Here is a 26308-nt window from a genome sequence, read left to right on the forward strand (position 1 = left end):
GTTGTTTTTACCGTTCCTCAACAAAAACGTCACGGAAAAACTGCCATGACACCACAAAATGTGGTTGTTCCCGCTGCGCGACACGCGGGATTTTGCCGATTCCACCGTATGTTGCGGCTACCAGTTGTCACGAAACCACCTGACCGCTCGTTTCAAGGATCTTGCCGGATACCGGTCCATGGGCAGGTCAAAGTCCCACCATTCGTCCTGTGGATTGGCCGCGAACAGGCACATGCCCACCGCGCTGGCGAATCCCGGGCCGGTGGCCGCCTGTGGCAACCCATGCACCCGCAGCGGGCGGCCCAGCCGCACCTGCTGGCCCAGAATCCGGCTCGCCAGACCGTCGAGTCCGGGGATCTGGCTGGCGCCGCCGGTCAGCACGATCTGCTGACTGGGCAGGTAATCAAACCCGGCCGCATCAAGGCGATGGCGCACTTCTTCCAGGATTTCTTCGACCCGGGGGCGCATGATGCCAATCAGTTCCGACCGGGTCACGGTGCGCCGGTCACGTTCCCAATCGCCGGTGTCGCCACCAATCTCGATCTTTTCGCGGTCGTCCATGCCGGTGGCAATGACGCCGCCGTGAAAGGTCTTGATCCGTTCGGCCACCGGGGTCGGAATCTGCAACGCCATCGAGATATCGCCGGTCACATGATCGCCGCCGATCCGCACCGCATCGGCATAGATCATATGCTTGCGCCAAAAGATCGAAATGCCGGTGGCGCCACCGCCCATGTCGATACAGGCAGCGCCCAGTTCCTGTTCATCCTCGACCAGGCTGGAGGCGCCCGAAACATAGGCCGAAGACGCGATCCCGGCCAATTCCATGTCGCAGCGTTTGACACAATGCGCCAGATTCTGGATCGCCGACGAATCAACGGTCAGCATATGCATGTCGGTGGCCAGCGACTGGCCAATCTGGCCGCGCGGGTCGGTCAGGCCCGAGCGATGGTCGAGCGCGAAGTTCACCGGCTGCGCATGCAGCACCTCACGGCCCTCGCCGTAATCGGGCACCTCGCAGGAGGCCAGAACCCGGCTGACATCGTTTTCGCTGACAGTCTGGCCTTCGACCTCGACCTGGCCCGCCAACCCGTAAGAGCGCGGCCCGGCCCCGGCGAAACAGGCGATGACGTGATCGACCCGGATATTGGCCATTTTCTGCGCCGCCTGAACCGCCGTGCGGATCGCCCGTTCGGTTTCCTGCATCCCGTCGATCTCGCCGAATTTAACGCCGCGCGACCGGGTGGTGGCGGCGCCGATCACGCGAAACCCGGCCTGCCCGGCCAGCGAGCCGACACTGTCGCCGCCCTGCCGCCGCTCGGTGGTGTCAAAGCGCAGGACCAGGCAGGCGATTTTCGAACTGCCGATGTCCAGCACCGCCACGACACCGCGCTGCATCGCCGCCTTGCGCATGTTGCGCATCGCCCGTTGGGTTTCGTAAAGATCCCTCATTCGCCCTTAGTCTCCACTACGATGTCTTTGATTTTCCACCAGTTATCGACGGCAGCCTCGGTCATTCTGATGGTCGGACGTCGGCTTAACCGCATGTCGACGGCGACCAGATCCCGATCCAGCATTTCTTGGGCCTGATGCAGCGCGATGACCCGTTCCAGCGCCTGCACCGGGTCGGTTTCCGGCAGCATGATCCGTTGATTGCGGTCCAGCACCACGTCCCAGCGCCGTTGCCCTATGCGCTGGATGCCGCGCACCCGGCCACTGATCGGACCAGCGGCATTGGCAATCTCCAGGGCCTCGGACACCGCCACATCGGCACCGGCGCCGACAATCAGCGGCAGGTCCGGGCGATCGCTGCGCGCGACCACACCGCCCACGGCAACCCCGGTGGAATCGATCAATGCCAGCCCGTCCGACGAGCGCCAGATCGCCGCCGGTTGCCGTTCGCTGACTCGAATTTCCAGCATGCCACCGGTCCGCACCCGCAGGCTGGAGGTGGCGACCGCCGAAATCTCGGCAAGGCTTGCGCGCAGCCCCTCAAGGTCGAGATCAAAGGAGGACACCGGGAAATCGACCTGCGCGACCTCGCGGATATCCTCTTCAACCTCGGCGCTGGCGCCTTCGACGACCATCATCTTGACCATGAATTGCGGCTGGGTTTCAAAACCACGGCGCAGATCGACCAGCATCATCGTCAGATTGTCGCGCCGCGCCTCATTGGACATATAGCCAAGCACCAGACCGGCCGAGATCACAAAGGGCACACCGGCCCGCACCGCCAGCCGATAGGTCGGCGTCAGCATGATCCGTTGCAGTCGGAAGGCCCAGCGCGACGGGGCCGGGTCGGCGCGGTTGGTTACCTTGCGCATGACGCATCCTCCACCAGCCAGCGGCACAGGGCGCCAAAGGACAGTCCTGCCGCCGCCGCCTGTTCGGGCACCAGCGAGGTCGGGGTCATGCCGGGCTGGGTGTTGGTTTCCAGCAGGATCAGCCCGTCCAGCCCACGGCTTTCGTCCCAACGGAAATCGGTGCGGCTGATGCCACGACAGCCCAGCGCCGCATGGGCGCGCAAGGCGTAATCCTCACAGGCGGCGGTGATCTCGGCGGGGATATCGGCAGGGATCACATGGCGCGAGCCGCCGGGCTTGTATTTCGCGTCGTAATCATACCAGCCGTCGACGATGATGTCGGTCACGCCCAATGCCCGGTCGCCGAGCACGCTGGTGGTCAGCTCGCGCCCCTGAACGTATTCCTCGACCATCACGATGGCGGGCATGTCGGCGGCCAGGACCGGCGGGCGGTTGGTGCTTTCATGGACGATATAGATTCCGACCGAGGATCCTTCGTTATTGGGTTTGACCACATAGGGCGGGGTCAGGACGTGACGCGCCGAAACCTCTTGGCGCGGCACCAGCAGGCTGCTGGCAATCGGCAGACCGGCAGCGGCATAGACGGTTTTGCAGCGCGCCTTGTCCATCGCCAGGGCCGAGGTCAGCACCCCGCTGTGGGTATAGGCCAGGCCGAGCCATTCCAGCAGGCCCTGCACACAGCCATCTTCGCCCCAACGGCCATGCAGCGCGTTGAACACAACATCAGGAGAGATTTCGGACAGACGGGTGCAGAGGTCGCGGCCCGCATCGACCTCGACCACTTGAAACCCTTCATCCCGCAGCGCGGTGGCGCATTCACGCCCCGATGACAGCGACACCTCGCGTTCTGCCGAGGGTCCGCCCAATAGCACCGCCACTAACGGGGTTGTCCTGCTCGACAAACCCACTTCCGTGCCTCAAATCCCGGGCCTGTTCTGGCCCTTTTTATGGTTTCCAGCCTTGCCTTGGCTGGTCAGTGTGCCGTCCGGTTTTCAGCCCGGTTCGCCGACACGCATGATTTCCCACTCTAGCGTTATTCCGGTACTTTGGAAAACCCTTTTTCGGACCGCCTCGCCCAATCCTTCCAACTCTGCGGCGGTTGCGCCACCGCTGTTGGTCAGAAAATTGGCGTGTTTCTCATTCATCACCGCGCCGCCCATCGGCACCCCCTGCATGCCGGCGTCCTGGATCAGTTTCCAGGCCTTCAGATCATGGGTGTCATCGGCCCGTCCGGTGCTGGAGAACCCGGCTGGATTGCGAAAAGTCGACCCGGCGGTGCGATCGCGCACCGGCTGGGTTTCGTCGCGCTTGGCCAGCTGCGCCGCCATCCGCGCCGCCAGCTCGGCAGGCGCGCCTGCGGGGCCTTCGAATTCGGCCCCGGTCAGGATCAGGTCGGGCGGCAGATTCGTCTGACGATAGGCAAAGCTCATATCGGCGGATTTCAGCCTGACGATCTCGCCGGCGCGGGTCACGCCGCCTGCCGCAATGAAATGATCGGCGGTGTAGCTGCCATAGCAGCCCGCGTTCATCCGCACCGCGCCGCCGATTGATCCCGGAATGGTGCGCAGAAAGGTCAGGTCGATCCCGGCCTCGGCCGCCTGGCGCGCAACATGAGCGTCCAGGGCCGCCGCACCGGCGCTGACCCGCAATCCGTCACAGCTGATGGTGTTGAAGCCCCGCCCCAAGCGGATCACCACGCCGCGAATGCCGCCGTCGCGCACGATCAGGTTCGATCCGACCCCCATCGGGAACACCGGGATCGCCGGGTCGAGCGCACGCAGAAAGTCGGCAAGGTCGTCGATATCTGCCGGTTGGAACATCCAATCCGCCGCGCCGCCAACCCTGAGCCAGGTCAGCTCGGACAGATCCCGGTTCGGGGTCAGGCGGCCTCGGGTCGCGATCTGGTCGGGGCTGGTCATCGGGTCTCCGCGCTTTGTGGCCTTGGGTTAGTCATTCTGACGGCGCGCGGCAAGACCGGCGCCATCTCCGGATCAGCCGCCCGCCCCGACCTTTCGGTGCAGCCAGCGCCCGAGATAGATCAGCGGCCAGCGCAGCACCGACAGCCCGCCCGCCAGCACCAGCGCGCCGATGACCCAACCCTCGGTCCAGAGCACCGCGATCAGGATCGGCAGGCCCAGCGCGATCAGCATATAGGCCCGGCTCCAATAATTGTCGCGTGACGGCAGCAACGCCGCCACCGTCGCGATCAACCCCCAGAGACAGGCAAGGATCAACGGCCAGCTCATCCCTTGTCATCCGGGCGCCACTTCGGCCCCCCATTCAAGCGCGCCCAGAGATAGCGCAGCGGATTGCGGAACATCGACAGAAAACCAAACAGCGCAAAGCCGCCCCAGAACCAGCCATGATCCCACCAGATCACCCCGATCAGCAGCGGCGCGGCGGCCAACAGCGCCACCCCGGGGATATATTGCATCCGCATCGGCAGCAGCGCCACCATGGCCGCCGCCAGCACCCAGAAACATCCCAGGAGCAGCGCCAGGCTCATGCCAGCGCGCTCCAGATGCTGGCGGTCAGCGCCGCCAGCGCCAGCACCAGCCCCACAACCGGCACCCAGAATGGCGTCCGGAAGGGCGCGTCGGGCAGCCGTCGCTTCAGCCGGATCAGCGCGATATTGACCAGAATGAACACCGCGAACAGGACATAGGCCGTCGCTTCGGCCAGGGTGGCGACCGGCAGCGCCAGCGCCGCCAGGATCACCACCACACCGGTCAACAGGGTTGCGCGCACCGGGGTGCCGAACCGGGGGTGGGTCTCGGTGAACATCGCCAGCCAAGACACCCGTCGTCCGAGGCCGAACAGAACCCGCGCCGCCATGACGACCTGCGCCAGCACCCCGTTCACCGCCGCCGCGACGGCAATTGCCGACAGGAACCCCGCGCCGGTGCCACGGGCGTTTTCCCAGACCAGCGCCAGCGGTTGTTCACTGGCCGCGAGATCGGCCAGCGGCACCGCGCGCACCGCCGCCAGCGACACCAGCGCATAGAGCACTGCCGTGATCGCCAATGCCAGCAGGATGCCGCGTGGCATGATCCGGGTCGGGTCACGGACCTCTTCGGCCAAATTTTCAAGATCTTCAAAACCGATAAAGGCAAAAAAGCACAGCGCCACGGCGGCGGCGATACCGGACCAGTTCGGCGCCGCAGGCAGCAGCCAATCGGCGGAAGGCTCCGCACTGAACCCGGCCCAGGCAACCAGCAACAGCCCTGCCACCTCCGCCAGGGTAAAGATTGCGGCAAACGTCAGGCTTTCGAGCACCCCGATGATCGCCACCAGGGTCAGGAAGACCCCGGCCGCGACGATGGCGATGCGCGGATCGAGCGGCACCAGGGTCACGAAATACCCGACCCCGCCGCGCAGCACCGCAGCGGCGGATATGACCCCCGCCACAACCACCGCAAGCCCGACAATCTCGCCCAAGGTGCGATTGCCAAACCCGGCCTCGACAAAGGCGACCTCGCCCGCCGCTTCGGGCATCCGCGAGGCCAGCTCGGCATAGGACAGCGCCGAGGGCAGCGCCACCAAACCGGCAATCAGAAACGCCAGCGGCGCCCAGATCCCGGCGGCCCCGGCAACCACCCCGACCAGCACATAGATCCCCGCGCCGACCATCACCCCGACGCCATAGGCGGTCAGCAGCGGCAACCCGATGCGGCGTTTCAGTTGATCGGTCATGGCGTCCCCTTGGCAAATTCACGCGAACCTAACCGCTGGCGCCGGATCATGGCTTGATCTGGGTCAGTTGGCCTTAGCCTGCCAGCCGTTTCGGCAGATTGTTGGCCCAGGCGGAAATCGTGCCGGCGCCGAGGCAGACCACCATATCGCCCGGCCGCGCCTCTTTGCGGATCAACCGTTCCAGATCGTCCTCGCTGGTCAGGGCACTGGCATGGCGATGGCCATGCGCCACCAGACCGGCGACCAGGTCATCGCGGCTGGCGCCGGGAATCGGCGTTTCACCGGCGGCGTAGACCTCGGAAATCGCCACCACATCGGCCTCGTTGAAACAGCCGCAGAAATCGTCAAACAGCGAATGCAGCCGGGAATAGCGATGCGGCTGATGCACCGCGATCACCCGACCCTCGGTGGCCTGGCGCGCCGCCTTGAGCACCGCCGCGATTTCCACCGGGTGATGGCCGTAATCGTCGATGATGGTGACGCCATTGACCTCGCCGACCTTGGTAAAGCGCCGGTTGACGCCACCAAAGGCGGCCAGCGCCGCGCGGATCTCATCGGTCTTCATCCCCAGATGCCGGGCCACGCTCACCGCCGCCAGCGCGTTTGAGACATTGTGATCGCCGGGCATCGGCAGGGTGCAGCCCTCGATCAGCTTGTCTTCGGCCTGAAGCGCGATGTCAAAATGCGCCACGCCCTTGATATAGCGCAGGTTTTGCGCGCGCACATCAGCCTGGGCGTTAAAACCATAGGTCGTCACCCGGCGATCCGCGATGCGCCCGACCAGCGCCTGCACCTCGGGGTGATCGGTACAGCAGACCGCCAGACCGTAGAACGGGATGTTGGAGACGAAATCGAAAAAGCCTTGGCGCAGGTTTTCGATAGTGCCCCAATGTTCCATATGTTCGGGGTCGATATTGGTGACGATGGCAATCGTCGCAGGCAGCCGGTTGAAAGTGCCGTCGCTTTCATCTGCCTCGACCACCATCCATTCGCCCTGCCCCATCCGGGCGTTTGAGCCATAGGCATGAATGATGCCGCCGTTGACCACGGTGGGGTCAAAGCCGCCGGCCACCATCACCTCGGCCATCATCGTGGTGGTGGTGGTCTTGCCGTGGGTGCCGGCAATCGCGATGTTGGATTTCAGCCGCATCAGCTCGGCCAGCATCTCGGCCCGGCGCACCACCGGCAAGCCGCGCCGCCGCGCCTCGTCCAGCTCGGCATTGCCGGGCTTGATCGCGGAGGAGATCACCACCACCTCGGCCGCCTGAAGGTTTTCGGCGCGCTGGCCCTCGAAAACATGGGCCCCCAGCGCTTCCAGCCGATCGGTGATCTTTGAGCGTTTCTGGTCGGACCCCTGCACCACATAGCCGTGGTTCAACAGCACCTCGGCGATGCCGGACATGCCAATGCCGCCGATACCGACAAAATGGATCGGCCCGACGTCTCCGGGCAGTTTCGTCGCCGCGTTCATGCTTCCCCCGATTTCCCTGAGCTCGAATTCACTGTGCTCAATCCTTCGACCATATCCGCCAGAACCTGCGCCGCATCGGGCTTGCCCAATGCCAGCGCCGCCCGGGCCATCTGTTCGGCCCCGGCCGGGTCACCCAATATCAGCGCCACCTGCTCGGAAAGTGCCGCGATGTCAAAGCGGCTTTCCGGCATCAGCAGCGCCGCGCCCGCCTCGACCATGCCACGGGCATTGGCGGTCTGTTCATCACGAATCGCGGCGGCCAGCGGCACCAGGATGGCGGGGCGCCCGATCACTGTCAGATCGGCAATCGTCGAGGCGCCAGCGCGGCTGATCACCAACTGCGCCTCGCTGATCCGGCGCGGCACGTCCTGAAAGAACGGTTGCACCTCGGCATCGATGCCTGAATTGGCATAGACCTCTGCCACCCGGGTCAAATCCTCTTCACGCGCCTGATGGCTGATCCGCAGATTGCGGCGCAGCCCGTCGGGCAAGGCGGCAATCGCGCCCGGCACCACATCCGACAGGATCCGCGCGCCCTGCGAGCCGCCGATCACCAGCACCGACATCGGATAATCGCCCGGTGGAATATAGGGCGCACCGGCCTTGTCCGCGACCGCCATCCGCACCGGATTGCCGGTGTGGGTGCCACTGACCCCATCTGGCAGTTCGGTCGGCCAGGTGCCGCAGGCGATGCCCTGCACCCGGCGCGCGAACATCTGGTTCACCCGGCCCAGCACGCCGTTCTGTTCATGGATCATCCGGGGCAGCCGCAGCAGGGTCGCCGCTGCCATCGCCGGAATTGCCGGATAACCGCCAAAGCCGACCACCGCCGCCGGGCGATCCCGGCGCATCCGCCAGCCCGCCGACACCACGCCGCTGGCGATGCGCAAGGGAACCAAAAGTTTGTTCAACAGACCAGCGCGGGCAAAGGTGGCGCTGCTCACCGTCTCGATCTCGACCGAATGCGGGAAGCCGCCGGTGTAACGGGCGCCGCGCGCGTCGGTCGACAGCTTGACCCGCCAGCCCCGGCGCAGCATCACCTCGGCCAGCGCCTGCGCCGGGAACATATGCCCGCCGGTGCCGCCTGCCGCAATGATCAGAAGTGGAGCGCCGTCGTTCATCGGCCCCGTCCGATGATATCGCCGATGCCGCCCTGAGCCCGGGTCCGGGTCAGCGCCAGCAACATGCCGATTGCGATGCCGCTGGCGATCACCGAAGAACCGCCATAGCTGACAAAGGGCAATGTCATGCCCTTGGCAGGCAACAGCCGCACCGCAACGCCCATGTTGATCATCGCCTGCACCCCGAACACCGCCGCCAGCCCGGTGCCGGCGAGCCGGGTGAACGGGTCACGTTCGCGCATCAGCCGCAGGAACGACCGGATCACCACGGTGCCGTAAAGCGCCAGGATGCAGAGCACCAGAAGCAGCCCGTATTCCTCGGCGGCGACAGCGATGATGAAATCGGTATGGGCGTCCGGCAGGCTCATCTTGACCTGGCCTTCGCCGACCCCGACACCAAAGAACCCGCCTTCTTGAATGGCATTGGTGGCATAGCCGATCTGGGTGGTCGGATCGACATCGCTGGACAGGAACCCGTCGATGCGGCGGGCGAAATGTTCAGAGCTGGAATAGGCGACCATACCGCCAAGCACCACCAGCCCGCCCATCGCCACCATCAGCAGCATCGGCGCCCCGGCGACGAAATACATCACCCCCCAGCCGAACAGGATCAGGCAGGCCTGGCCGAAATCCGGCTGCATGGCGAGGAACAGCACAATGACAATGGTGACGACAAAGCTCCAGAACCGGCCCGGCGGCCCGTTCAGGTCATGGCTGGCCGCCATCATCCAGGCGGCGGTGACCACGAACACCGGCTTCAGGAATTCCGAGGGCTGCACGCTGGCGAAACCCAGCGAATACCAGCGCACCGCGCCCTTGCCGAAATCGGTGCCAAAGACCGGCAGCAGGGCCAGCGCGGTAAAGGCGCCAAAGAACCCCAGGACCGCCAGCCGCCGCACCAGAAGCGGTGGCATCATCGAGACGCCGAGCATCGCAATCATCGCGATCGAGCCAAAGAACGCCTGCCGCTGCACATAGTGGAAAGGGTCCAAGTGGTTGCGCGCCGCCAGTGGCGGCGAGGCCGCCAATGCCAGCAGGATTCCGACACCGAACAGCACCAGGACACAGGACATTGTCCACTTGTCCAGCGTCCGCCACCATTTTGGCAATACCGGTTCACCCGCTGCCACGGGAACCGCGCCATGCACCATATCTGTCATGGGACTCCGCCGCTCGCTGCCTCTGCCTCGCCCCTTTGCGGGGTCTCAACCCCAAGCATAGCCGGTTTTGGCCTTTGGTGCCAGTCCGAAACCGCCCGTTTGCCGGACATGAGCCCGTCGATCAGGAGGCGACCAGGGCGCGGACCCGGGCGATGAAATCATCGCCGCGCTGTTCGAAATTGTCATATTGATCGAACGAAGCCGCTGCCGGGGCCAGCAGAACCGTTTCACCCGGCTGCGCATCTTCGATGGCGCGGCGCACGGCGGTCGCCATATCGCCGCAGACCTCGGCCTCGACCCCGCGCAGGTTCAGGGCGAATCCCGCCGCCTCGCGGCCGATGACATAGGCCTTCACCACCGATTCCGACACCGCCAGCACCGGGTCCAGACCGCCTTCTTTTTCCAGCCCGCCACAGATCCAGCGGATCCGCTCGAATGCCGCCAGCGCCTTGGCGGCGCTGTCGACATTGGTGGCCTTGCTGTCGTTGACGAACCGCACCCCGTCATGGTCGGCGATCACCTGGCTGCGATGCGGCAGACCGGCAAAGCTGCGCAGCCCGGATTCGATCACCCGTGGCGCCAGCCCCAGGCTGCGCAGCGCCGCATAGGCGGCACAGGCGTTCTGATGATTATGGGCACCGGGCAGCCCGGCGATGCCGCGCAGATCAATCGAGCCGATCTGCCGCCCCTTGCGCCATTCGGCCAGAAATCCCTTGCGCGCCACCACATGCCAGCCCGGCCCCAGCGCCTTGCGGGTCACCGAGACCCGGATCACCCGGTCATCGCCCGGCCCCTCGCCCAGCTGATCGGCCAGATAGCGCCCCTCATCCTCGTCCACGCCGATCACCGCGCGGTCCGGCCCGCCCTCGGCAAACAGCCGACGCTTGGCGGCGAAATAGCCACCGATGCCGCCGTGCCGGTCCAGGTGATCGGGCGAGAAATTGGTGAACACCGCCACATCCGGGGTCAGCGCCCGGGCCAGGTCGGTCTGGTAGCTGCTGAGTTCCAGCACCACGACACCGCCATCGCCCGGCGGGTCGATATCCAGCACCCCGCGGCCGATATTGCCGGCCAGCTGCGCCTCGAACCCGGCGGCCTCAAGAACGTGATGGATCAGCGCCGAGGTGGTGGATTTGCCGTTCGATCCGGTGATCGCGATCACCTTGGGCGCGGTGTCGAAGCGAGACCAGCCGCCGACCGCAAGCGAGCGAAAGAACAGGCCGATGTCATTGTCGACCGGCACCCCGGCGTCATAGGCTGCGGCGATCACCGGGTTCGGCGCGGGATAGAGATGCGGGATGCCGGGGCTGACGATCAGCCTTGCGATGTCATCGAGCGCATTGGCGCGGCTGAGATCGGCGGTGGCAAAGCCCTCGGCCTCGGCCCGGCCCCGTGCCTCGGGATTGTCATCCCAGCAGACCGGGATCGCCCCGCCCGCCGCCAGCGCCCGCGCGGCGGCAAGGCCAGAGCGCCCCAGCCCCAACACGCCAACCCGCGCGCCGTCAAGTCCTGTCACTGGTATCATCGCCCTGCCCCCGAACCGATCCCGCGCAACCTGCCTGCTTGGACCGGATGGCGCAAGATCGGGTTGGGGTCAGGACGGGGGAAGGCTGGCGAGGTATGGCCGCAAAAGTGGCCGCGGTTTTCTTGGCCCACGGAGACCCGGATGGCGTTGAGAAGGGTGGCGCCCGAGCCTGGGTGGGCGCTGGCGCCGCATCCGGGGTCAGATCGTTGTCAGGAAATAGAAATGCCGATCGAACGTGAAACGACAGCACCAATGCGCCCTCCCGGGGGGAGGGTCGGGCGCCGCCCGGGGGTGCCCCCGGGCGAAACAGGAATGCCTCCAGAACCTCAACCGGGTGCCGCGCGCGATTGGCTGGCGCCAGTCGCGTTCGCGGTTCAGCGCAGTTTCAGCGTCGCCAGCCCGATCATCGCCAGGATCAACGAGATGATCCAGAACCGGATCACGATGGTCGACTCGGCCCAGCCCTTTTTCTCGTAATGGTGATGGATCGGCGCCATCAGGAACACCCGTTTGCCGGTGCGCTTGAAATAGAGCACCTGGATGATCACCGACAGCGCCTCGACCACGAACAGCCCGCCGATGATCGCCAGCACGATCTCGTGCTTGGTCGCCACCGCAATCGCGCCCAGCGCCCCGCCGAGGGCCAGCGATCCGGTGTCGCCCATGAACACTGCTGCGGGCGGGGCGTTATACCACAGGAAGCCGAGGCCGCCGCCGACCAGCCCAGCGACAAAGATGGTGATCTCACCGGTGCCGGGCACATAATGCACGTCGAGATAATCGGAAAAGTCGACCCGCCCGACCATATAGGCAATGATCCCCAACGCCGCGGCGGCAATCATCACCGGCATGATCGCCAGCCCGTCGAGCCCGTCAGTCAGGTTCACCGCATTGGCCGATCCGACAATCACGATCATCGCGAAGGGCACGAACAGAAAGCCGAGATTGAGCAGCGTGTCCTTGAAAATCGGAAAGGCCAATTGCATCTGCAAGGCGGGCGGATGGAAATGCGTGGCCCAAACGGCAGCAATTGCGGCAATCACAAAACCGAGGAGCAGGCGCAGCTTGCCCGAGACCCCGGCGGTGGTCTGTTTTGACACTTTGGCATAATCGTCAGCAAAGCCGATCAGCGCAAAGGACAGGGTGACGAACAGCACCAGCCAGACATAGGGATTGCTGAGCCGCGCCCAGAGCAATGTCGAGGTGACCAGCGCGCCAACGATCAGCAGCCCGCCCATGGTCGGCGTGCCGGCCTTGGCCAGATGCCCCGCCGGGCCATCATCGCGGATCGGCTGGCCCTTGCCCTGGCGGCGGCGCAATACATTGATCAACGGCCGGCCAAAGAGAAAGCCAAAAATCAGCGCGGTCATGAAGGCGCCGCCCGCACGAAAGGTGATGTATCTGAAAAGGTTAAAGAAATCACCGCCATCTGACAATGCGGTCAACCAATAGAGCATGCTGTGTCCCCGTTCACTCTGCGGCGGGATGGCCCAATTTTCTAAGCGCGTCAACAACCAGGCTGACCCGGCTGCCTTTCGATCCCTTGACCAGCAGCACATCGCCCGCATCAACCAGCCGCGTCGCCTTCTCGGCCAGGCTGGCGGCTTCTCGGGCAAAACGGCCGCGCTGCGCCTCGGGTAGGGCGTCATGGAGGGGGCGCATCCGGTCCCCGACGCAATGCACCACATCCAGCGCCCGCAGGCTGGGCAGATCGGCCAGCGCCCGGTGCATGGCGGCCTCGTCGGGACCAAGCTCAAGCATCTCGCCCAGGACCGCCACCCGGCGGCCCTGCGCCACCCGACCGACATTGTCGCGCGGCTGCGCCGCCGCCAGCACCTCGAGCGCGGCGCGCATCGACGTCGGGTTGGCGTTAAAGGCATCGTCGATCAATTCGAAACTCTGCGCCGCGTCCAGCGGGTCGAGGGTCAGGCGTTCACGCATGCCGCGCCCGGCGGGGGGGTGCCAGCCAGCCAGATCAGCCAGCGCCATCGCCCGGTCCAGCCCCAGCGCCTGCGCCACCGCCAGCACCGCCAGCGCATTCAGTGCGAAATGCCGCCCCGGCGCCGACACCTTGTAAAGCAGCCGTTGCCGCCAGCCGCGCGCCTCGCAGATGGTGGCATCGCCAACAAAGCGAACCGACAGCAGCCGGTGATGGTTGCCGCGCGCCTCGCCGAAGCCGATCACCCTGGCGCCGGCGGCGGTGGCGGCGGCGCGCAGGATCGGGCTGGTGTCGAGGTCACCATTGATCACCGCCACGCCCCCCGGCGCCATGCCCTGAAAGATATCGGCCTTTTCCCGGGCGATCCCGGCCAGATCGGCAAAGGCCTCGAGATGCGCGGGGGCAATCGTGGTGATCAGCGCCACATCAGGGCGCGCCATCCGCGCCAGCGGCGCGATTTCGCCGGGATGGTTCATCCCGATCTCGATCACCGCCAGTTCGCTGTCGCGCGGCATCCGCGCCAGGGTCAACGGGACGCCCCAATGGTTGTTATAGCTGGCCTCGGCAACATGGGTGCGGCGTTGATGGCCCAGCACCACCCGCAGCATTTCCTTGGTCGAGGTCTTGCCGACCGAGCCGGTCACCGCCACCACCCTGCCCGCCATCCGCGCCCGCGCCGCGACGCCCAGCGCCTCAAGCGCGCGCAGCACGTCATTCACCACCAACAATGGCGCATCCGCCGCGACGCCTTCGGGGCGATGGGTGACCAGCGCCGCCCCGGCACCGGCCTCCAGCGCCTGGGCGACGAAATCATGGCCATCGCGCACAGCCTTCAGCGCCACGAACAGATCACCCTGTTGCAGGGTCCGGGTGTCGATCGACACGCCGTTGACCGACCAATCGCCCTGTGCCCGCCCACCGGTCGCGGCCACCGCCTCGGCTGCGGTCCAGAGCGTCATGCCAGCCGCCCGTCGAGCGCCGCCACCGCGACGCTGGCCTGTTCGGCATCGTCAAACGGATAGACACTGGCGCCAACGACCTGGCCGGTCTCATGACCCTTGCCCGCAATCAGCAGCGTGTCGCCGGGGCCCAGGGCATCGACTGCGCGCAGGATCGCCTCGGCCCGATCACCAACCTCGATCGCCTCGGGGGCGCCGATCAGCACCGCCTGACGGATCACCGCCGGATCCTCTGAGCGCGGATTGTCATCGGTGACAAAGACCAGATCGGCATTCTCGGCCGCCGCCCGCCCCATCAACGGGCGCTTGGTCGCGTCGCGGTCGCCACCGGCACCGACAATGGCGATGAGCCGACCCATTACATGCGGGCGCATCGCTTTCAGCGCGGTGGCGATGGCATCGGGGGTATGGGCGAAATCGACATAGACCGCCGCGCCATTGTCGCGCCGCGCCACCAGCTGCATCCGCCCGCGCACGGTTTCCAGCTCGGCCAGAGTGTCAAACACCGCACCAGGATGTTCGCCAGTGCCAATCGCCAGCCCCGCCGCGACCAGTACGTTTTCCGATTGAAAGCCGCCGATCAGCGGCAAATGCACCTGGTATTCGCGCGCATCCCAGCCAAAGCGCAGCAACTGGCCATCGGCCTCATAACGATGCCCCAGCATCCTAAGCTGGGCATGGGTCGAGCGACCGACGCCAAGCACCTGAATGCCCCGGTCGGCGGCGATCAGCGCCATATCGCCACCGCGATGCCCGTCGAAATTGATCACCGCCACGCCCTCAGGCGGCAGCAGGCGGCGGAACAACCCGGCCTTGGCGTCGAAATACGCCTCAAACGTCGCGTGGTAATCGAGGTGGTCCTGGCTGAAATTGGTAAAGGCTGCCGCCTGCAATTGCACCCCGTCCAGACGCCGCTGCGCCAACCCGTGGCTTGAGGCCTCGAGACAGCCATGGGTCACGCCGGCGCGGGCGGCCTCGGCCAGAACCCGGTGCAGGGTGATCGGCTCCGGCGTGGTATGGGCCAGCGGCGCCTGATAGGCGCCTTCGACCCCGGTGGTGCCGAAATTACAGGCCGAATGACCCAGCAAGGTCCAGATTTGCCGGGCGAAAGTGGCGACCGAGGTCTTGCCATTGGTGCCGGTCACCGCCGTCATGGTTTCCGGCTGCGCGCCCCACCAGAGGGCGGCGGCATAGGCCAGCACCTGGCGCGGGTCCTCGGCGATGACCAGCGCGGCACCCGAGGCGCGCAGCAGCGCCACATGCATCCGCGCGCCTTCGGCATCGGTCAGGATGGCCGCCGCGCCAGATTTCAGCGCCTGTGGAATGAACCGCGCCCCATGCACCTGAGTGCCCGGCAAAGCCGCAAAGAGATTGCCCGGTTCAACCGCGCGGCTATCGACGCAGAGCGCGTTGATCTCTCTCATCGCGCCGCCAATGGCGGTCAGTCCCAGTTGATCCAGGGTTGCCGTCTTGCCCGGCGTCTCTGCCGTCATACCTTGTCCGCCCCTGGCTGCGCGCCCTGCGCGTTACTGCGATGTCAGCGTTATACCAGTCAGCTTGGCGGGTTCAATCTGTGGCCGCAGCCCCAGCAGCGGCGCCACCCGGCGGATCACCTCGGCGGCGACCGGCACCGAGGTCCATCCGGCGGTGCGGCGCGGTTGGCGGCCACTGGTTTCCACGGGCTCATCCAGGGTCAACACCAGCACATATTTCGGGTCGTTGGCCGGGAATATCGCGGCAAACGTGTTGATCACCTTATCCTCGTAGTAACCGCCCGACGGTTTTGGCTTGTCCGCGGTGCCGGTCTTGCCTGCCACTTGATAGCCCTCGACCTCGCCAAAACTGGCGGTGCCTTCGGTGACCACCTTGCGCAGCATCTGGGTGGCGATCCGTGCGGTGCTTTTCGACATCACCTGCGCGCCCTTGAGCGGGGTGTCACGCTTGATCAACGTCGGCCTCACCCGGATGCCGCCATTGGCGATGGTCGCATAGCCCGCGGCCAGGTGCAGCGGCGTCGAGCTCAGCCCGTGACCATAAGAGATGGTGACGCTGGACAGTTCGGTCCAGCGCGCCGGAATCAGCGGATTGCTGCCCGAGGCTTCGGACAATTCCACCGGGGACGGCTCAAGAAAGCCCAGCGATTTCAGGAACTCACGCTGGCGCAGATGGCCGATGGCCAGGGCCAGCTTGCCGCTGCCCCGGTTCGAGCTCTTGACGATGATCTGCTCCACCGACAGCTTGCCGTAATTCTTGTTGTGGAATTCACCGATCGTATAGCCGCCGACCTTGAGCGGCGGTGCGGTGTTGATTTCGGTCCGGGCATTGACCAGCCCCAGGTCGATGGCCTGCGCGGCGGCGAAAATCTTGAAGGTCGAGCCAAGCTCATAAAGCCCCTGGGCGGCGCGGTTGAACAGCGGGCTGTCGGCGGGATGGCCTTTCAGCGCCGGGGTGGGCCGATCATTGGGATCGAAATCCGGCAGCGACACCAGCGAGATCACCTCACCCGTCTTGACATCCATCAGCACCGCCGCCGCACCCTTGGCGTTCATCAGTTTCATGCCGCCATGCAGCACCCGTTCCACCGCCGCCTGCACCCCGAGGTCGAGTGACAGCACCAGCGGCTTGTCCGATTGCGCCGGATCGCGCAGCCTTGAATCGAACTTGCGCTCGACCCCGGCGACACCGATCACTTCGGCCGAGGCGACGCCCTCTTCGCCAAAGCCATAGCCACCCATCACATGGGCGGCGATCCGACCGTTCGGGTAGAGCCGCATCTCGCGCGCGCCCAGCAACAGGCCGGGATCACCGATATCCATCACCGCTTGCTGCTGTTCCGGGCTCAGGCGTTTCTTGATCCACAGAAACTTGCGGCTCCCGGTGAAATCCCGTTCCAGCCGGGCGGCATCCAGATCGGGGAAAATCTGAGCCAATTCGCGGGCCGCGCGCTGCGGGTCGATCATTTGGTGCGGATGCGCATAAAGCGCATGAGTTTCGATATTGGTTGCCAGAATACGGCCGTTGCGGTCAACGATATCGGCGCGCCCGGCCAGGATCGTCGCCCCGGCAGCCGAGGCGCGCGGCTCAGCCGGTTCCGAACTTGCCAGCGCGCCCATCCGGAAACCGATCAGGGTAAAGGCGCAAAAGAACATCGCCCCCAGCACCAGCAACCGCCCTTCGGCGCGGCTGCGGTCGCGGTCATGCATTTCTTCATGGCGCAGGCGCAGGTTTTCACGCTCGATCGCGTCGGGGTTTTCCCCCCGGGCGCGGGCTTGAATGATCCGGGCGAGCGGGCGCAGCGGGGTGCGGATCATTGGCTTGCCCCATCGCTGGAAACTTCGACCGGGGCGTTAAAGATGATCTTGGAGTCTTCCTCGGGGAAAGCGACCTGATCGATACGTCCGAATTGATCGGGGCGCAGCGGCAGCAGCGCCAGCGAGCCAAAGTTGATCTCGGCCAGATCACGCAGCCGGTCGGGGCGGTTCAGATAGGCCCATTCGGCCTTGAGCATCGCCAGACGCGCCCTTGCATCGCCAATCTGCCTTTGGGCCTTTTCGGCGCGGGTCAGCACCCGCTGAGTCTCGTAATTCTCACGATAGGCCCAGAATGCCAGGCCGATAACTGCCAGGGCGGCCATCACATAAAGCAGGCTTTTCATGCTGATCCCCTCAATTGCGGCATTCCCAATGCCGATCTGTCCACCGGCCCTGCCGGGGCCTCCGTGCGTTGCGCCACCCGCAGCCGGGCCGAGCGCGCGCGTGGGTTCTGCGCCAATTCATCCTCATCCGCGCCGACCGCCTTGCGGGTCAGCACCTTAAAGCGCGGCGCGTCCTCTTCGGTTGCCGGGGCGTAGCGATTGGCCCGCCCGGCCCCGCCCGAACGCTGTTGCAGGAACCGTTTCACCATCCGGTCCTCGACCGAGTGAAAGGTCACCACCGCCAGCTTGCCGCCTGGCTTCAATGCCCGTTCCGCCGCCTCAAGCCCGGCGGCCAGTTCGCCGTATTCGTCATTCACCGCGATGCGGATCGCCTGGAACGACCGGGTGGCGGGATGCGATTGGCCGGGCTTCGGGCGCGGCAGACAAGCGCTGACGATCTGCGCCAGATCCAGCGTGGTTTCCAACGGCTTGTCCGCGCGGGCCGCGACGATCGCCCGGGCGATCCGTCGGCTGGCGCGCTCTTCACCATACAAATAGAGGATATCGGCCAATTCGACCTCGGAGGCGGTGTTGACCAGATCGGCGGCACTTGGCCCGCTGGCGCCCATCCGCATGTCCAGCGGCCCTTGCTTCATAAAGGAAAAGCCGCGCTCTGCGATATCGAGCTGCATGGAAGAGACCCCGAGATCGAGCACCACACCATCCAGCAACCCGTCGCTGTAGGTGTCGAGCGCGGAAAACACGCCTTCGACCAGCTTCAGTCGGTCGCCGTAGTCATCCGCCCAATCCGCGGCCATCTTGAACACCATCGGATCGCGATCCACACCGATCACCGTGTCAGCCCCTGCCGCCAGCAATCCGCGGGAATAGCCCCCGGCCCCGAAGGTGCCGTCCAGCCAGGTCCCGGTCACCGGCGCAACCGCCCGAATGAGCGGACGCAGGAGGACAGGAATATGGGGCTGGTCGACCTTTGGCTCACCTTGCCCCATGGCTCATTCCCGCGCATCCCGGCGCATACGCGCCTCCAGGATCTTGCGACCCTCTTCCAGCAACATCTCGGAATTGAAATCCTCGCCTTGTTCTTCGATGAAATCGTCCAATGCAGCGCCATGGACGGCTTCGTAGGTGTCCGGGTTCCACATCTGGAAGGTCTCACCCAGACCCAGCGCCAGGATCGTCATCCCCTCGGCGAGGCCTAGCCGGTCACGCAGAAACTGCGGCATCACGATCCGGCCGGTGTCGTCGAGCGACAGGTCCTTGGTTTTGGTGATAAAGTCGCGCTGCGCCATCTTGCGGCTGAGCGAGCCCTTGGGCAGGGCGGCGACCAGCGCCTCATTCTCGGCCTGGCCATCGTATGTGTTGATCTCAAACCCGCCAGCGAGCTCGTCTCGGTAATTGATGACCATGCGGGACGGTTGATCCGAGGACCAGTCGGCATCGCCAGACTCAAGCACCCGACGGAAATCGGCAGGGATCGAGATGCGCCCCTTTCCGTCCATCTTCAGATGGTGTTCACCTCTGAAACTTGCCTGGGCCACTGCGTTCGACCGTTCCTCTTGCCCCCCTTGAAGTGATTTCCCTTTTGGGGGACCCTAAAACGGAAAACGGCGGATAGGTGCTGCTGCCACTGCCCTATCCGCCGCCCTCGTCCCGTCTCCGGGGTTGGTCCGTTTGCGCGTAGCCACCTGGGGGGATGTCTGCTGCGCCGCACGCCACGGAACTCTTCTTTTTACGAGGAAGGGGGTATGCCTGTATGAACACTGCCTCTAGGGAAGTTTTTCGGGGTCATTTGTCTGCCGCCCCGTCTCCCGTCCTCTGTCACTATGTATTCCATGGGATTTACTGGGTGACAACGGTTTTCTTTGGGAGATCAGGGGAAACAGGGGAAATCCGGGGATAGCGATCCATGGCAAACAGCGGCCAATTCCGGCTTATATGGATGGCGTTTGAAGGCAGAACGCTACATGTAGTTGCAAATCGGCATTCCCAGGCCATTCCCAAGAAAGGCCAAGCATTCCCAAAATATTGTGGTTTGAGTGGTCGCAGCGGCTGAAAATCGACCTGTCGCCCCCGGTTTTCAGACCGAATCCGGCCGAATCCGGCGAATCACGCGGCCGTGATTCGTCCGCGAACGGCGGGATCAGGCCGGGCACCGGGGGTGTGACTGGAAAATCCCCTGCAATCCCAGCCAACCGGAGAGTCAGCGGTTGCGCCGGATTTCCGGGGCCAAAGCGGCGGTCTTTGCCATCTTGGCCCCGGAAAGGACGATAATCAGCCGGATGAGCGCCGGGCGTGCAGGACGCGCCGGGTCAGGCTATGCCGCCCTGCACCAGCCGTTCGGCCAGTCGCGCATAGGCCTCGGCCATCGGCCCGTCGCCTGCCGCAATCGGGGTGCCAGCATCCCCGGCCAGTCTTGTGTCCAGGTCGAGCGGCAGTTCGCCCAGGAACGGCACCCCGATCCGCGCCGCCTCGGCCGCCACGCCGCCCTGACCAAAGGGATGGGATTCATGGCCGCAGTTCGGGCAGGTAAAGCTGGCCATGTTCTCGATCAGCCCCAGAACCGGGGTGTTCAGCGTATTGAACATGTCGATCGCCTTGCGGGCGTCGATCAATGCCACGTCCTGCGGCGTCGACACCACCAGCGCCCCGGTCATCTGGGTGCGTTGGCACAGGGTCAGCTGCACATCACCGGTGCCCGGCGGCAGATCGACGATCAGCACGTCCAGCTTGCCCCAGGCCACCTGCCCCAGCATCTGCTGCAACGCCCCCATCAGCATCGGACCACGCCAGACCACCGCCTTGCCCTCCTCCATCATCAGTCCGATCGACATCAGGGTGACGCCATGGGCATGCAGCGGCTCGATGATCTTGCCATCGGGCGAGGCCGGACGTTTGTTCACCCCCATCATCTTGGGCTGCGACGGCCCATAGATATCGGCATCAAGCAACCCGACCCGGCGCCCGGCCCGCGCCAGCGCCACGGCGAGGTTGGCGCTGACCGTCGATTTGCCGACGCCGCCCTTGCCCGAGGCGACGGCCAGAATACGATCCACCCCCGAAGGCCGTGTCGGTCCTGCCTGCGGAGTCGGGTGGCCGCCGATCTTGAGGCTGGGCGGCGGGGCTTTCGCCGCTGCGGGCCCATGCGCGGTCAGGGCGACCACCACGGCGCTGACCCCGTCCAGCGACAGCACCGCCCGCTCCGCCGCCGCACGCAGCGGTTCCATCTGCGCCGCGAGTCCGGGCGACGGCGCCTCGATCACGAACCGCACTTTGTCGCCCTCTATACTCAACGCCCGGACCATGCCGCTGGCGGTCAGGTCGCCGCCGGTCGGCAGCTCGATTTTCGATAACGTGGCGTAAATCTCGTCTTTGGTGATCGTCATGATCCCTCACTCAGCAGTTCACAGGCCGGATGCTCAAGATCGCGGCAATTTCCAAACAGAACTGAAAAAACTCAACGTTTTCAATTGCCGTTAGGTCAACACTTCATATGCAATTGCTGCATAGCAGCATTGCCGAACCGGGCATTGTGCAGGTGCAGCATTAGCGTATCTTTAGATCAACAGACGCCGCAGAGCCAAGGGGTTCACCAGCGGCAGACGATGAAAGGCAAAGACAATGACCATGTTGACCGACACCCACGCAGGCGCAACCCATAGTTCGGGTTTGTTCAGCCGCGTGATCGCAACCATTTCGACCCGGCTGCACAACTACGCCGCCTACCGGCGCAACCTGGCCGAGCTTGCGGTCCTGTCTGACCGCGACCTGAAAGACATTGGTGCCAATCGTTCGATGATCCGGTCGATGGCCCACGAGGCGGCTTACCGCCCGGTGTAATTTCCGAGATCAGATGGCCCTCTCCTCCTCCCTGGGTCTTCTGTGAACTAGCGGCAGCGCGATCCTCCCTCAGCGCTGCCGCCTCTTCTCCCCGGGGCTGGGTTACGCCCCGCGAATTCGCCAACCTCTCCTCCTCCCTGGTTGGCGTCTGCAAGGCCGACAGTGTCTCTCCTCCTCCCTGACACTGTCGGTTCTGCCAGACATAGGGCCCGCAAGGACCCAAACTGATCGGCCGCTCTCTCCTCCTCCCTGAGCGTCCGTAAAATGAACGGCGGCGCCTCTCCTCCTCCCTGGCGTCGCCGTTTTCTTTTGCCCCCTTCAGACAATGCAAAACGCCGCGCACCGGTCAGCCGGGCACGGGTCTGCGGCGCTTGGCGCCGATAAATCAGGAATGACCGCGCCGCCCGGTCACGGGCCACGCGGTTCTAATGGTTGGAACTCAGATGGCGTCGGCGGTTTGCACCAGGGTCTTGCCCAGATTGCCGCCCGCCATCATGTCGATATAGGACTCCGGCGCGATTTCGATGCCGCGACGAATATCCTCGCGGTAGGTGATCTGCCCGGCCCGATACCAGGCTGACATTTCGCGCAGGAACTGGTCGAAATGGCTGTCGACAAAATTGCCCACCGACAATTCATGCACGGTGACATTGCGTTCGGCCCGCAGAGCAGCCGAACGTTCCATAATCGCCACCTTACCCAGCGCCGATTTGCCCTCAGGCCGTTCGCCGATCAGTCCGCAAATCGTCATGCGAGCGTTCTGGTTGAACAATGCCGATGTCGCATCGAACAGGGCGCCGCCGACATTCTCATAATAGACGTCGACCCCGTCCGGGCAGGCAGCGGCCAGATCCTCGGCCAGAGTTGGCGACAGATGCGACACGCAGGCGTCATAGCGCAGCTCGTCAACCGCAACCCGCAGCTTTTCCGGCCGACCGGCGATGCCGACGGCGCGGCAGCCCTGGACCTTGGCAATCTGGCCGACGATCTGCCCGACGCCGCCGGTGGCTGCCGAAACCACCACGGTTTCACCCGGTTTCGGCTGACATTGCACCATCAGCCCGGCATAGGCGGTCAGCCCGTTCATCCCCAGCACCCCCAGCGCTGTCGACACCGGGCCGAGATCCGGGTCAATCTTGCGAGTCTTCATGTAGGGATGCTCGGGAATGCCCTCGCCGATCAGCCCGTATTCGGCCCAACCGTTCAGGCAATGCACATAATCGCCCACGGCCCAGGCCGGGCTATTGCTTTCGATCACCTGCGCAACGGTGCGGGCATGGCAAAGCTCGCCCGGCTTTTCCAGCCCGCGCACCCGATAGCCCCATTGGTAGGGATCGAGCGAGATATAGAGCGTGCGGGTCAGCGCCTGGCCCGGTCCCGGCTGCGGAATCGGCGCCTCGTTGAAGTTGAAATTCGCAGGCACCGGCGTCTCGCGCACCGGCACCTCTGACAGGGTCCAAAAGCGATTCGTTTCCATTGCACGTTCCTCCCGAGGATGCTGGTGCCACTTCGCGGTCGGATCTCTCTAGCACGATCTGACGCCCCGCCCCACGCTGGCGGCGAAGTCAGCGGATACTTGAAATCCCTTCGATTTGGACCGGACGGAAACCAGAGCACAGCGGCAGATGCGCGAGTCGCACCGAATTCGCAAACCTGTTCGATTCGCTTTGGCAGTTTTCGCGACGATGCAGAGTTTTTCTGCCCAGCCAGGGCAATCCGCGCCGTTTCGAGATCAATGCGCCCGAAACTTTCGTGAATGAATGCGTATACTTACCAAAACCGAACTCAAACGAAAACAAACTTCTTTTCGTTTTACCCAAAATTCACTACAAATCGCACAACATCGCGCTTCGAGGAGAGGGCTGCGTGTCGGAGTCCGCCACATCCAATGTCTACGATCTCTTCGTCATCGGCGGCGGGGTGAACGGCTGTGGGATTGCGCGCGACGCGTCCGGGCGCGGTCTGCGGGTGGCGCTGGCCGAGATGAACGACCTCGCCTCGGCCACCTCCAGCGCCTCGACCAAGCTGTTTCATGGCGGGCTGCGCTATCTGGAATATTTCGAATTCCGCCTGGTCCGCGAGGCGCTGATGGAGCGGGAAACCCTGCTGAAGGCGATGCCGCATATCAGTTGGCCCATGCGGTTCGTACTGCCCTACCACCGGGATATGCGCTTCGAAAGCGAAACCCCGACCTCGAAACTGTTGAAAGCGGTGATGCCCTGGATGAAGGGGCGGCGCCCGGCCTGGCTGATCCGGCTGGGATTGTTCATCTATGACACCATAGGCGGGCGTCACATCCTGCCCGCGACCACCACGCTGGACCTGACCCGGGGACCAGAGGGCGCGCCGCTGAAAAAGCATTTCATCAAGGCCTATGAATATTCCGATTGCTGGGTCGAAGACAGCCGCCTGGTGATTCTCAACGCCCGCGACGCCGCGGCGCGGGGCGCCAAGATCATGGTGCGCAGCAAGGTGGTGCTGGCGGATCGCGACGGCGACCTGTGGCGGATCGAGACCGAGGATCAGGACACCGGTCAGCGCCGGTTTCATCACGCAAGGATTCTGGTCAATGCCGCCGGCCCCTGGGTTGGTGACATCCTGCGCAGCACCATTCGCAGCAACACCCAGGGTGACGTGCGCCTGGTGCGTGGCAGCCATATCGTCACCAGGCGCCTTTATGATCACGACAAATGCTATTTCCTGCAAGGCCGCGACGGGCGCATCATCTTTGTCATTCCCTATGAGCAGGATTTCAGCCTGATCGGCACCACCGATCAAGACCATGACGCCCCCTCAACGGCGCCGGTCTGCAGTGCCGCCGAGCAGAACTACCTGATCGATTTCGTGAATCAGTATTTCCAGCGCCAGCTCAGCCGCGATGACGTGGTCTGGAGCTATTCCGGGGTGCGACCGCTGTTTGACGATGGCGCCAGTTCGGCCACCGCCGCCACCCGCGATTATACCCTGGTCGCCGATGCCAATGGCGGTGCGCCGGTGCTGAACGTTTTCGGTGGCAAGATCACCACCTATCGCAAACTCGCCGAAAGCGCGCTGGACAAGGTGGCGGAATACCTGCCCGACCTGTCTGGTCCCTGGACCGCAGGCATCGCCCTGCCCGGCGGTGATTTCGCGGTGGCCGAGCGCCCCGATCTGCTGGCCCGGCTGCGCCACGATTATCCATTCCTGACCGGGTTCTGGGCCGAACGGCTGATCCGCGCCTATGGCACCGAGGCCTGGCAGGTTCTGGGCAAGGCCAACAGCTTCACCGATCTCGGCCAGGATTTCGGCGCAACATTGACCGAAGCCGAAGTGCGCTGGCAAATCAGCCGCGAATTTGCACGCGGCGTGAATGATGTGATTTGGCGGCGCAGCAAACTGGGATTGAGAATGAGCGCCGAACAAATTGAAGAATTGAAAAAATGGATGGCCAAGGGCAATGGAAATGGCACAACAATGGCTGCAGAATAACGACGTGGAGAATACCCGCCAAAAGCGCGGATAAAAAAACTTACCCGTCGGGGAGGACTGGGAATGAGTTTGATATTGGAGAATGTGTCAAAGGTCGTGGAGGGCCAGACACATATCCATCCGACCAATCTGGAACTGGCGAGCGGCACCATGAATGTGCTGCTCGGACCGACCCTATCGGGCAAAACCTCGCTGATGCGGTTGATGGCAGGGCTGGATGTGCCGCAGACCGGGCGGCTGATCTGGAATGGCACCGATGTCACCGGGATGCGGGTGCAGGACCGCAAGGTGGCGATGGTCTATCAGCAGTTCATCAATTACCCGTCAATGACGGTGTACGACAATATCGCCTCGCCACTGCGGCTGATGGGTAAATCAACGGCCGAGATTGACGCTGCGGTGCACAAGGCCGCCGATCTGATGCAGCTGACACCGATGCTGAAACGCAAGCCACTGGAATTGTCGGGCGGTCAGCAACAGCGGTGTGCGCTGGCGCGGGCCCTGGTCAAGGACGCCGGTCTGGTGCTGCTCGACGAGCCGCTGGCCAATCTCGATTACAAGCTGCGCGAGGAATTGCGCGTCGAGATCCCCAAGATTTTCGAAGAGGCCGGGTCGATCTTTGTCTATGCCACCACCGAGCCCGAAGAAACGCTGCTGCTGGGCGGCAACACCGCCACCCTCTGGGAGGGCCGGGTCACCCAGTTCGGACTGACACCAATCGTCTATCGCCAGCCGGTCGATGCGATCACCGCCCGGGTGTTCAGCGACCCGCCGATGAATTTCCTGCAGATCAGCAAGACCGGCGCCAGGCTGATGTTCGGCAAGGGCCAATCGACCCCGGCCACCGGCAATCTGTCCAAGCTGCCCGATGGCCGCTATGCCGCCGGGTTCCGCCCCAACCATCTGGAAATCACCCGACACAGCGCCGAGGCGATGGAATTCACCGCCCAGGTGGCGGTGACCGAGCTGACCGGCTCGGAAACCTTTGTCCACCTCAACCACCATGGTGAACGCTGGGTCGGGCTGTTGCACGGGGTGCATGACCTGACGATCGGCTCAGATCTGCCGGTCTATCTCGATCCTAAGCATGTCTACATTTTCGGCGAAGACGGTGGGCTGATCGCGCCCGCCGCCTATGCGCTGGCGGCCTGAGGAG

General features: G+C 64.4%; 23 protein-coding genes. 3 read left to right on the forward strand and 20 right to left on the reverse strand.

The window, feature by feature from the left end:
- Nucleotides 1-117: 117 nt before the first annotated feature.
- The 19 genes from ftsA to P1U48_RS02955 all read right to left on the reverse strand — a co-directional run bounded on the left by ftsA (nucleotide 118) and on the right by P1U48_RS02955 (nucleotide 21230).
- Nucleotides 118-1452 carry a cell division protein FtsA gene (gene ftsA, locus P1U48_RS02865; RefSeq protein WP_301066990.1) on the reverse strand — a complete coding sequence of 445 codons (1335 nt, stop codon included), beginning with the start codon at nucleotides 1450-1452 and terminating at the stop codon, nucleotides 118-120.
- A complete protein-coding gene (locus P1U48_RS02870) occupies nucleotides 1449-2324 on the reverse strand; it encodes a cell division protein FtsQ/DivIB (protein WP_301066991.1) in 876 nt (291 codons plus the stop codon). The genes ftsA and P1U48_RS02870 overlap by 4 nt, the downstream gene beginning before the upstream one ends.
- Nucleotides 2312-3232 (reverse strand): D-alanine--D-alanine ligase, encoded by a 921-nt coding sequence (locus P1U48_RS02875; protein WP_301066992.1) that lies wholly within the window; start codon nucleotides 3230-3232, stop codon nucleotides 2312-2314. The genes P1U48_RS02870 and P1U48_RS02875 overlap by 13 nt, the downstream gene beginning before the upstream one ends.
- 84 nt (nucleotides 3233-3316) lie before the next feature.
- A complete protein-coding gene (murB, locus tag P1U48_RS02880; RefSeq protein WP_301066993.1) occupies nucleotides 3317-4243 on the reverse strand; it encodes a UDP-N-acetylmuramate dehydrogenase in 927 nt (308 codons plus the stop codon).
- 72 nt (nucleotides 4244-4315) lie between these two features.
- Nucleotides 4316-4570: a DUF2484 family protein gene (locus P1U48_RS02885; protein ID WP_301066995.1), complete on the reverse strand. Its 255-nt coding sequence runs from the start codon at nucleotides 4568-4570 to the stop codon at nucleotides 4316-4318.
- On the reverse strand, nucleotides 4567-4830 hold the full coding sequence (locus P1U48_RS02890; protein WP_301066998.1) for a DUF2484 family protein: 264 nt from the start codon (nucleotides 4828-4830) through the stop codon (nucleotides 4567-4569). The genes P1U48_RS02885 and P1U48_RS02890 overlap by 4 nt, the downstream gene beginning before the upstream one ends.
- Nucleotides 4827-6017, reverse strand: a complete 1191-nt coding sequence (locus P1U48_RS02895) for an APC family permease (protein WP_301066999.1) — start codon at nucleotides 6015-6017, stop codon at nucleotides 4827-4829. The genes P1U48_RS02890 and P1U48_RS02895 overlap by 4 nt, the downstream gene beginning before the upstream one ends.
- A gap of 73 nt (nucleotides 6018-6090) precedes the next feature.
- Entirely contained in the window at nucleotides 6091-7488 is a 1398-nt protein-coding gene (gene murC, locus P1U48_RS02900) for a UDP-N-acetylmuramate--L-alanine ligase (protein ID WP_301067000.1), read from the reverse strand.
- Nucleotides 7485-8609, reverse strand: a complete 1125-nt coding sequence (locus P1U48_RS02905; RefSeq protein WP_301067002.1) for a UDP-N-acetylglucosamine--N-acetylmuramyl-(pentapeptide) pyrophosphoryl-undecaprenol N-acetylglucosamine transferase — start codon at nucleotides 8607-8609, stop codon at nucleotides 7485-7487. The genes murC and P1U48_RS02905 overlap by 4 nt, the downstream gene beginning before the upstream one ends.
- Nucleotides 8606-9769: a putative lipid II flippase FtsW gene (gene ftsW / locus P1U48_RS02910; RefSeq protein ID WP_301067003.1), complete on the reverse strand. Its 1164-nt coding sequence runs from the start codon at nucleotides 9767-9769 to the stop codon at nucleotides 8606-8608. The genes P1U48_RS02905 and ftsW overlap by 4 nt, the downstream gene beginning before the upstream one ends.
- Nucleotides 9770-9890: 121 nt before the next feature.
- Nucleotides 9891-11294 (reverse strand): UDP-N-acetylmuramoyl-L-alanine--D-glutamate ligase, encoded by a 1404-nt coding sequence (gene murD, locus P1U48_RS02915; RefSeq protein WP_301067006.1) that lies wholly within the window; start codon nucleotides 11292-11294, stop codon nucleotides 9891-9893.
- A gap of 374 nt (nucleotides 11295-11668) precedes the next feature.
- On the reverse strand, nucleotides 11669-12751 hold the full coding sequence (gene mraY / locus P1U48_RS02920) for a phospho-N-acetylmuramoyl-pentapeptide-transferase (RefSeq protein WP_301067008.1): 1083 nt from the start codon (nucleotides 12749-12751) through the stop codon (nucleotides 11669-11671).
- Nucleotides 12752-12764: 13 nt separating this feature from the next.
- The gene (gene murF / locus P1U48_RS02925) at nucleotides 12765-14192 is read right to left on the reverse strand and encodes a UDP-N-acetylmuramoyl-tripeptide--D-alanyl-D-alanine ligase (RefSeq protein WP_301067010.1); all 1428 of its coding nucleotides are present in this window, start codon (nucleotides 14190-14192) and stop codon (nucleotides 12765-12767) included.
- Nucleotides 14189-15685 carry a UDP-N-acetylmuramoyl-L-alanyl-D-glutamate--2,6-diaminopimelate ligase gene (locus tag P1U48_RS02930; RefSeq protein ID WP_301067012.1) on the reverse strand — a complete coding sequence of 499 codons (1497 nt, stop codon included), beginning with the start codon at nucleotides 15683-15685 and terminating at the stop codon, nucleotides 14189-14191. Before P1U48_RS02930 ends, murF begins: the two co-directional genes overlap by 4 nt.
- A 33-nt stretch (nucleotides 15686-15718) precedes the next feature.
- Nucleotides 15719-17503 (reverse strand): penicillin-binding protein 2, encoded by a 1785-nt coding sequence (locus P1U48_RS02935; RefSeq protein WP_301067015.1) that lies wholly within the window; start codon nucleotides 17501-17503, stop codon nucleotides 15719-15721.
- Entirely contained in the window at nucleotides 17500-17847 is a 348-nt protein-coding gene (locus P1U48_RS02940) for a cell division protein FtsL (protein ID WP_301067018.1), read from the reverse strand. The genes P1U48_RS02935 and P1U48_RS02940 overlap by 4 nt, the downstream gene beginning before the upstream one ends.
- Nucleotides 17844-18836 carry a 16S rRNA (cytosine(1402)-N(4))-methyltransferase RsmH gene (gene rsmH / locus P1U48_RS02945; protein WP_301067020.1) on the reverse strand — a complete coding sequence of 331 codons (993 nt, stop codon included), beginning with the start codon at nucleotides 18834-18836 and terminating at the stop codon, nucleotides 17844-17846. Before rsmH ends, P1U48_RS02940 begins: the two co-directional genes overlap by 4 nt.
- Before the next feature lie 3 nt (nucleotides 18837-18839).
- Nucleotides 18840-19385: a hypothetical protein gene (locus tag P1U48_RS02950; RefSeq protein ID WP_301067023.1), complete on the reverse strand. Its 546-nt coding sequence runs from the start codon at nucleotides 19383-19385 to the stop codon at nucleotides 18840-18842.
- A 771-nt stretch (nucleotides 19386-20156) separates the two neighbouring features.
- The gene (locus tag P1U48_RS02955) at nucleotides 20157-21230 is read right to left on the reverse strand and encodes an Mrp/NBP35 family ATP-binding protein (protein ID WP_301067026.1); all 1074 of its coding nucleotides are present in this window, start codon (nucleotides 21228-21230) and stop codon (nucleotides 20157-20159) included.
- Between the two features lie 235 nt (nucleotides 21231-21465).
- Here P1U48_RS02955 and P1U48_RS02960 point away from each other — a divergent pair, with 235 nt between their 5' ends.
- Nucleotides 21466-21684, forward strand: a complete 219-nt coding sequence (locus P1U48_RS02960) for a DUF1127 domain-containing protein (protein ID WP_301067028.1) — start codon at nucleotides 21466-21468, stop codon at nucleotides 21682-21684.
- A gap of 439 nt (nucleotides 21685-22123) precedes the next feature.
- On the opposite strand, the gene P1U48_RS02965 is transcribed toward P1U48_RS02960, so the two are convergent.
- Nucleotides 22124-23161 (reverse strand): NADP-dependent oxidoreductase, encoded by a 1038-nt coding sequence (locus tag P1U48_RS02965; protein ID WP_301067030.1) that lies wholly within the window; start codon nucleotides 23159-23161, stop codon nucleotides 22124-22126.
- 389 nt (nucleotides 23162-23550) lie between these two features.
- On the opposite strand from P1U48_RS02965, the gene glpD reads away from it, so the two are divergent.
- Nucleotides 23551-25152, forward strand: a complete 1602-nt coding sequence (glpD, locus tag P1U48_RS02970) for a glycerol-3-phosphate dehydrogenase (protein ID WP_301067032.1) — start codon at nucleotides 23551-23553, stop codon at nucleotides 25150-25152.
- A 63-nt stretch (nucleotides 25153-25215) separates the two neighbouring features.
- Entirely contained in the window at nucleotides 25216-26304 is a 1089-nt protein-coding gene (locus tag P1U48_RS02975; RefSeq protein WP_301067035.1) for an ABC transporter ATP-binding protein, read from the forward strand.
- Nucleotides 26305-26308 lie beyond the last annotated feature (4 nt).

Source organism: Pseudooceanicola sp. (genome assembly GCF_029213205.1).
GTDB lineage: Bacteria > Pseudomonadota > Alphaproteobacteria > Rhodobacterales > Rhodobacteraceae > Pseudooceanicola.

Coding starts and splice junctions, on each gene's coding strand:
- ftsA (WP_301066990.1), bottom strand. CDS start 1,452: ATGAGGGATCTTTACGAAACCCAACGGGCGATGCGCAACATGCGCAAG.
- P1U48_RS02870 (WP_301066991.1), bottom strand. CDS start 2,324: ATGCGCAAGGTAACCAACCGCGCCGACCCGGCCCCGTCGCGCTGGGCC.
- murB (WP_301066993.1), bottom strand. CDS start 4,243: ATGACCAGCCCCGACCAGATCGCGACCCGAGGCCGCCTGACCCCGAAC.
- P1U48_RS02885 (WP_301066995.1), bottom strand. CDS start 4,570: ATGAGCTGGCCGTTGATCCTTGCCTGTCTCTGGGGGTTGATCGCGACG.
- P1U48_RS02890 (WP_301066998.1), bottom strand. CDS start 4,830: ATGAGCCTGGCGCTGCTCCTGGGATGTTTCTGGGTGCTGGCGGCGGCC.
- P1U48_RS02895 (WP_301066999.1), bottom strand. CDS start 6,017: ATGACCGATCAACTGAAACGCCGCATCGGGTTGCCGCTGCTGACCGCC.
- murC (WP_301067000.1), bottom strand. CDS start 7,488: ATGAACGCGGCGACGAAACTGCCCGGAGACGTCGGGCCGATCCATTTT.
- P1U48_RS02905 (WP_301067002.1), bottom strand. CDS start 8,609: ATGAACGACGGCGCTCCACTTCTGATCATTGCGGCAGGCGGCACCGGC.
- ftsW (WP_301067003.1), bottom strand. CDS start 9,769: ATGACAGATATGGTGCATGGCGCGGTTCCCGTGGCAGCGGGTGAACCG.
- murD (WP_301067006.1), bottom strand. CDS start 11,294: ATGATACCAGTGACAGGACTTGACGGCGCGCGGGTTGGCGTGTTGGGG.
- mraY (WP_301067008.1), bottom strand. CDS start 12,751: ATGCTCTATTGGTTGACCGCATTGTCAGATGGCGGTGATTTCTTTAAC.
- murF (WP_301067010.1), bottom strand. CDS start 14,192: ATGACGCTCTGGACCGCAGCCGAGGCGGTGGCCGCGACCGGTGGGCGG.
- P1U48_RS02930 (WP_301067012.1), bottom strand. CDS start 15,685: ATGACGGCAGAGACGCCGGGCAAGACGGCAACCCTGGATCAACTGGGA.
- P1U48_RS02935 (WP_301067015.1), bottom strand. CDS start 17,503: ATGATCCGCACCCCGCTGCGCCCGCTCGCCCGGATCATTCAAGCCCGC.
- P1U48_RS02940 (WP_301067018.1), bottom strand. CDS start 17,847: ATGAAAAGCCTGCTTTATGTGATGGCCGCCCTGGCAGTTATCGGCCTG.
- rsmH (WP_301067020.1), bottom strand. CDS start 18,836: ATGGGGCAAGGTGAGCCAAAGGTCGACCAGCCCCATATTCCTGTCCTC.
- P1U48_RS02955 (WP_301067026.1), bottom strand. CDS start 21,230: ATGACGATCACCAAAGACGAGATTTACGCCACGTTATCGAAAATCGAG.
- P1U48_RS02960 (WP_301067028.1), top strand. CDS start 21,466: ATGACCATGTTGACCGACACCCACGCAGGCGCAACCCATAGTTCGGGT.
- P1U48_RS02965 (WP_301067030.1), bottom strand. CDS start 23,161: ATGGAAACGAATCGCTTTTGGACCCTGTCAGAGGTGCCGGTGCGCGAG.
- P1U48_RS02975 (WP_301067035.1), top strand. CDS start 25,216: ATGAGTTTGATATTGGAGAATGTGTCAAAGGTCGTGGAGGGCCAGACA.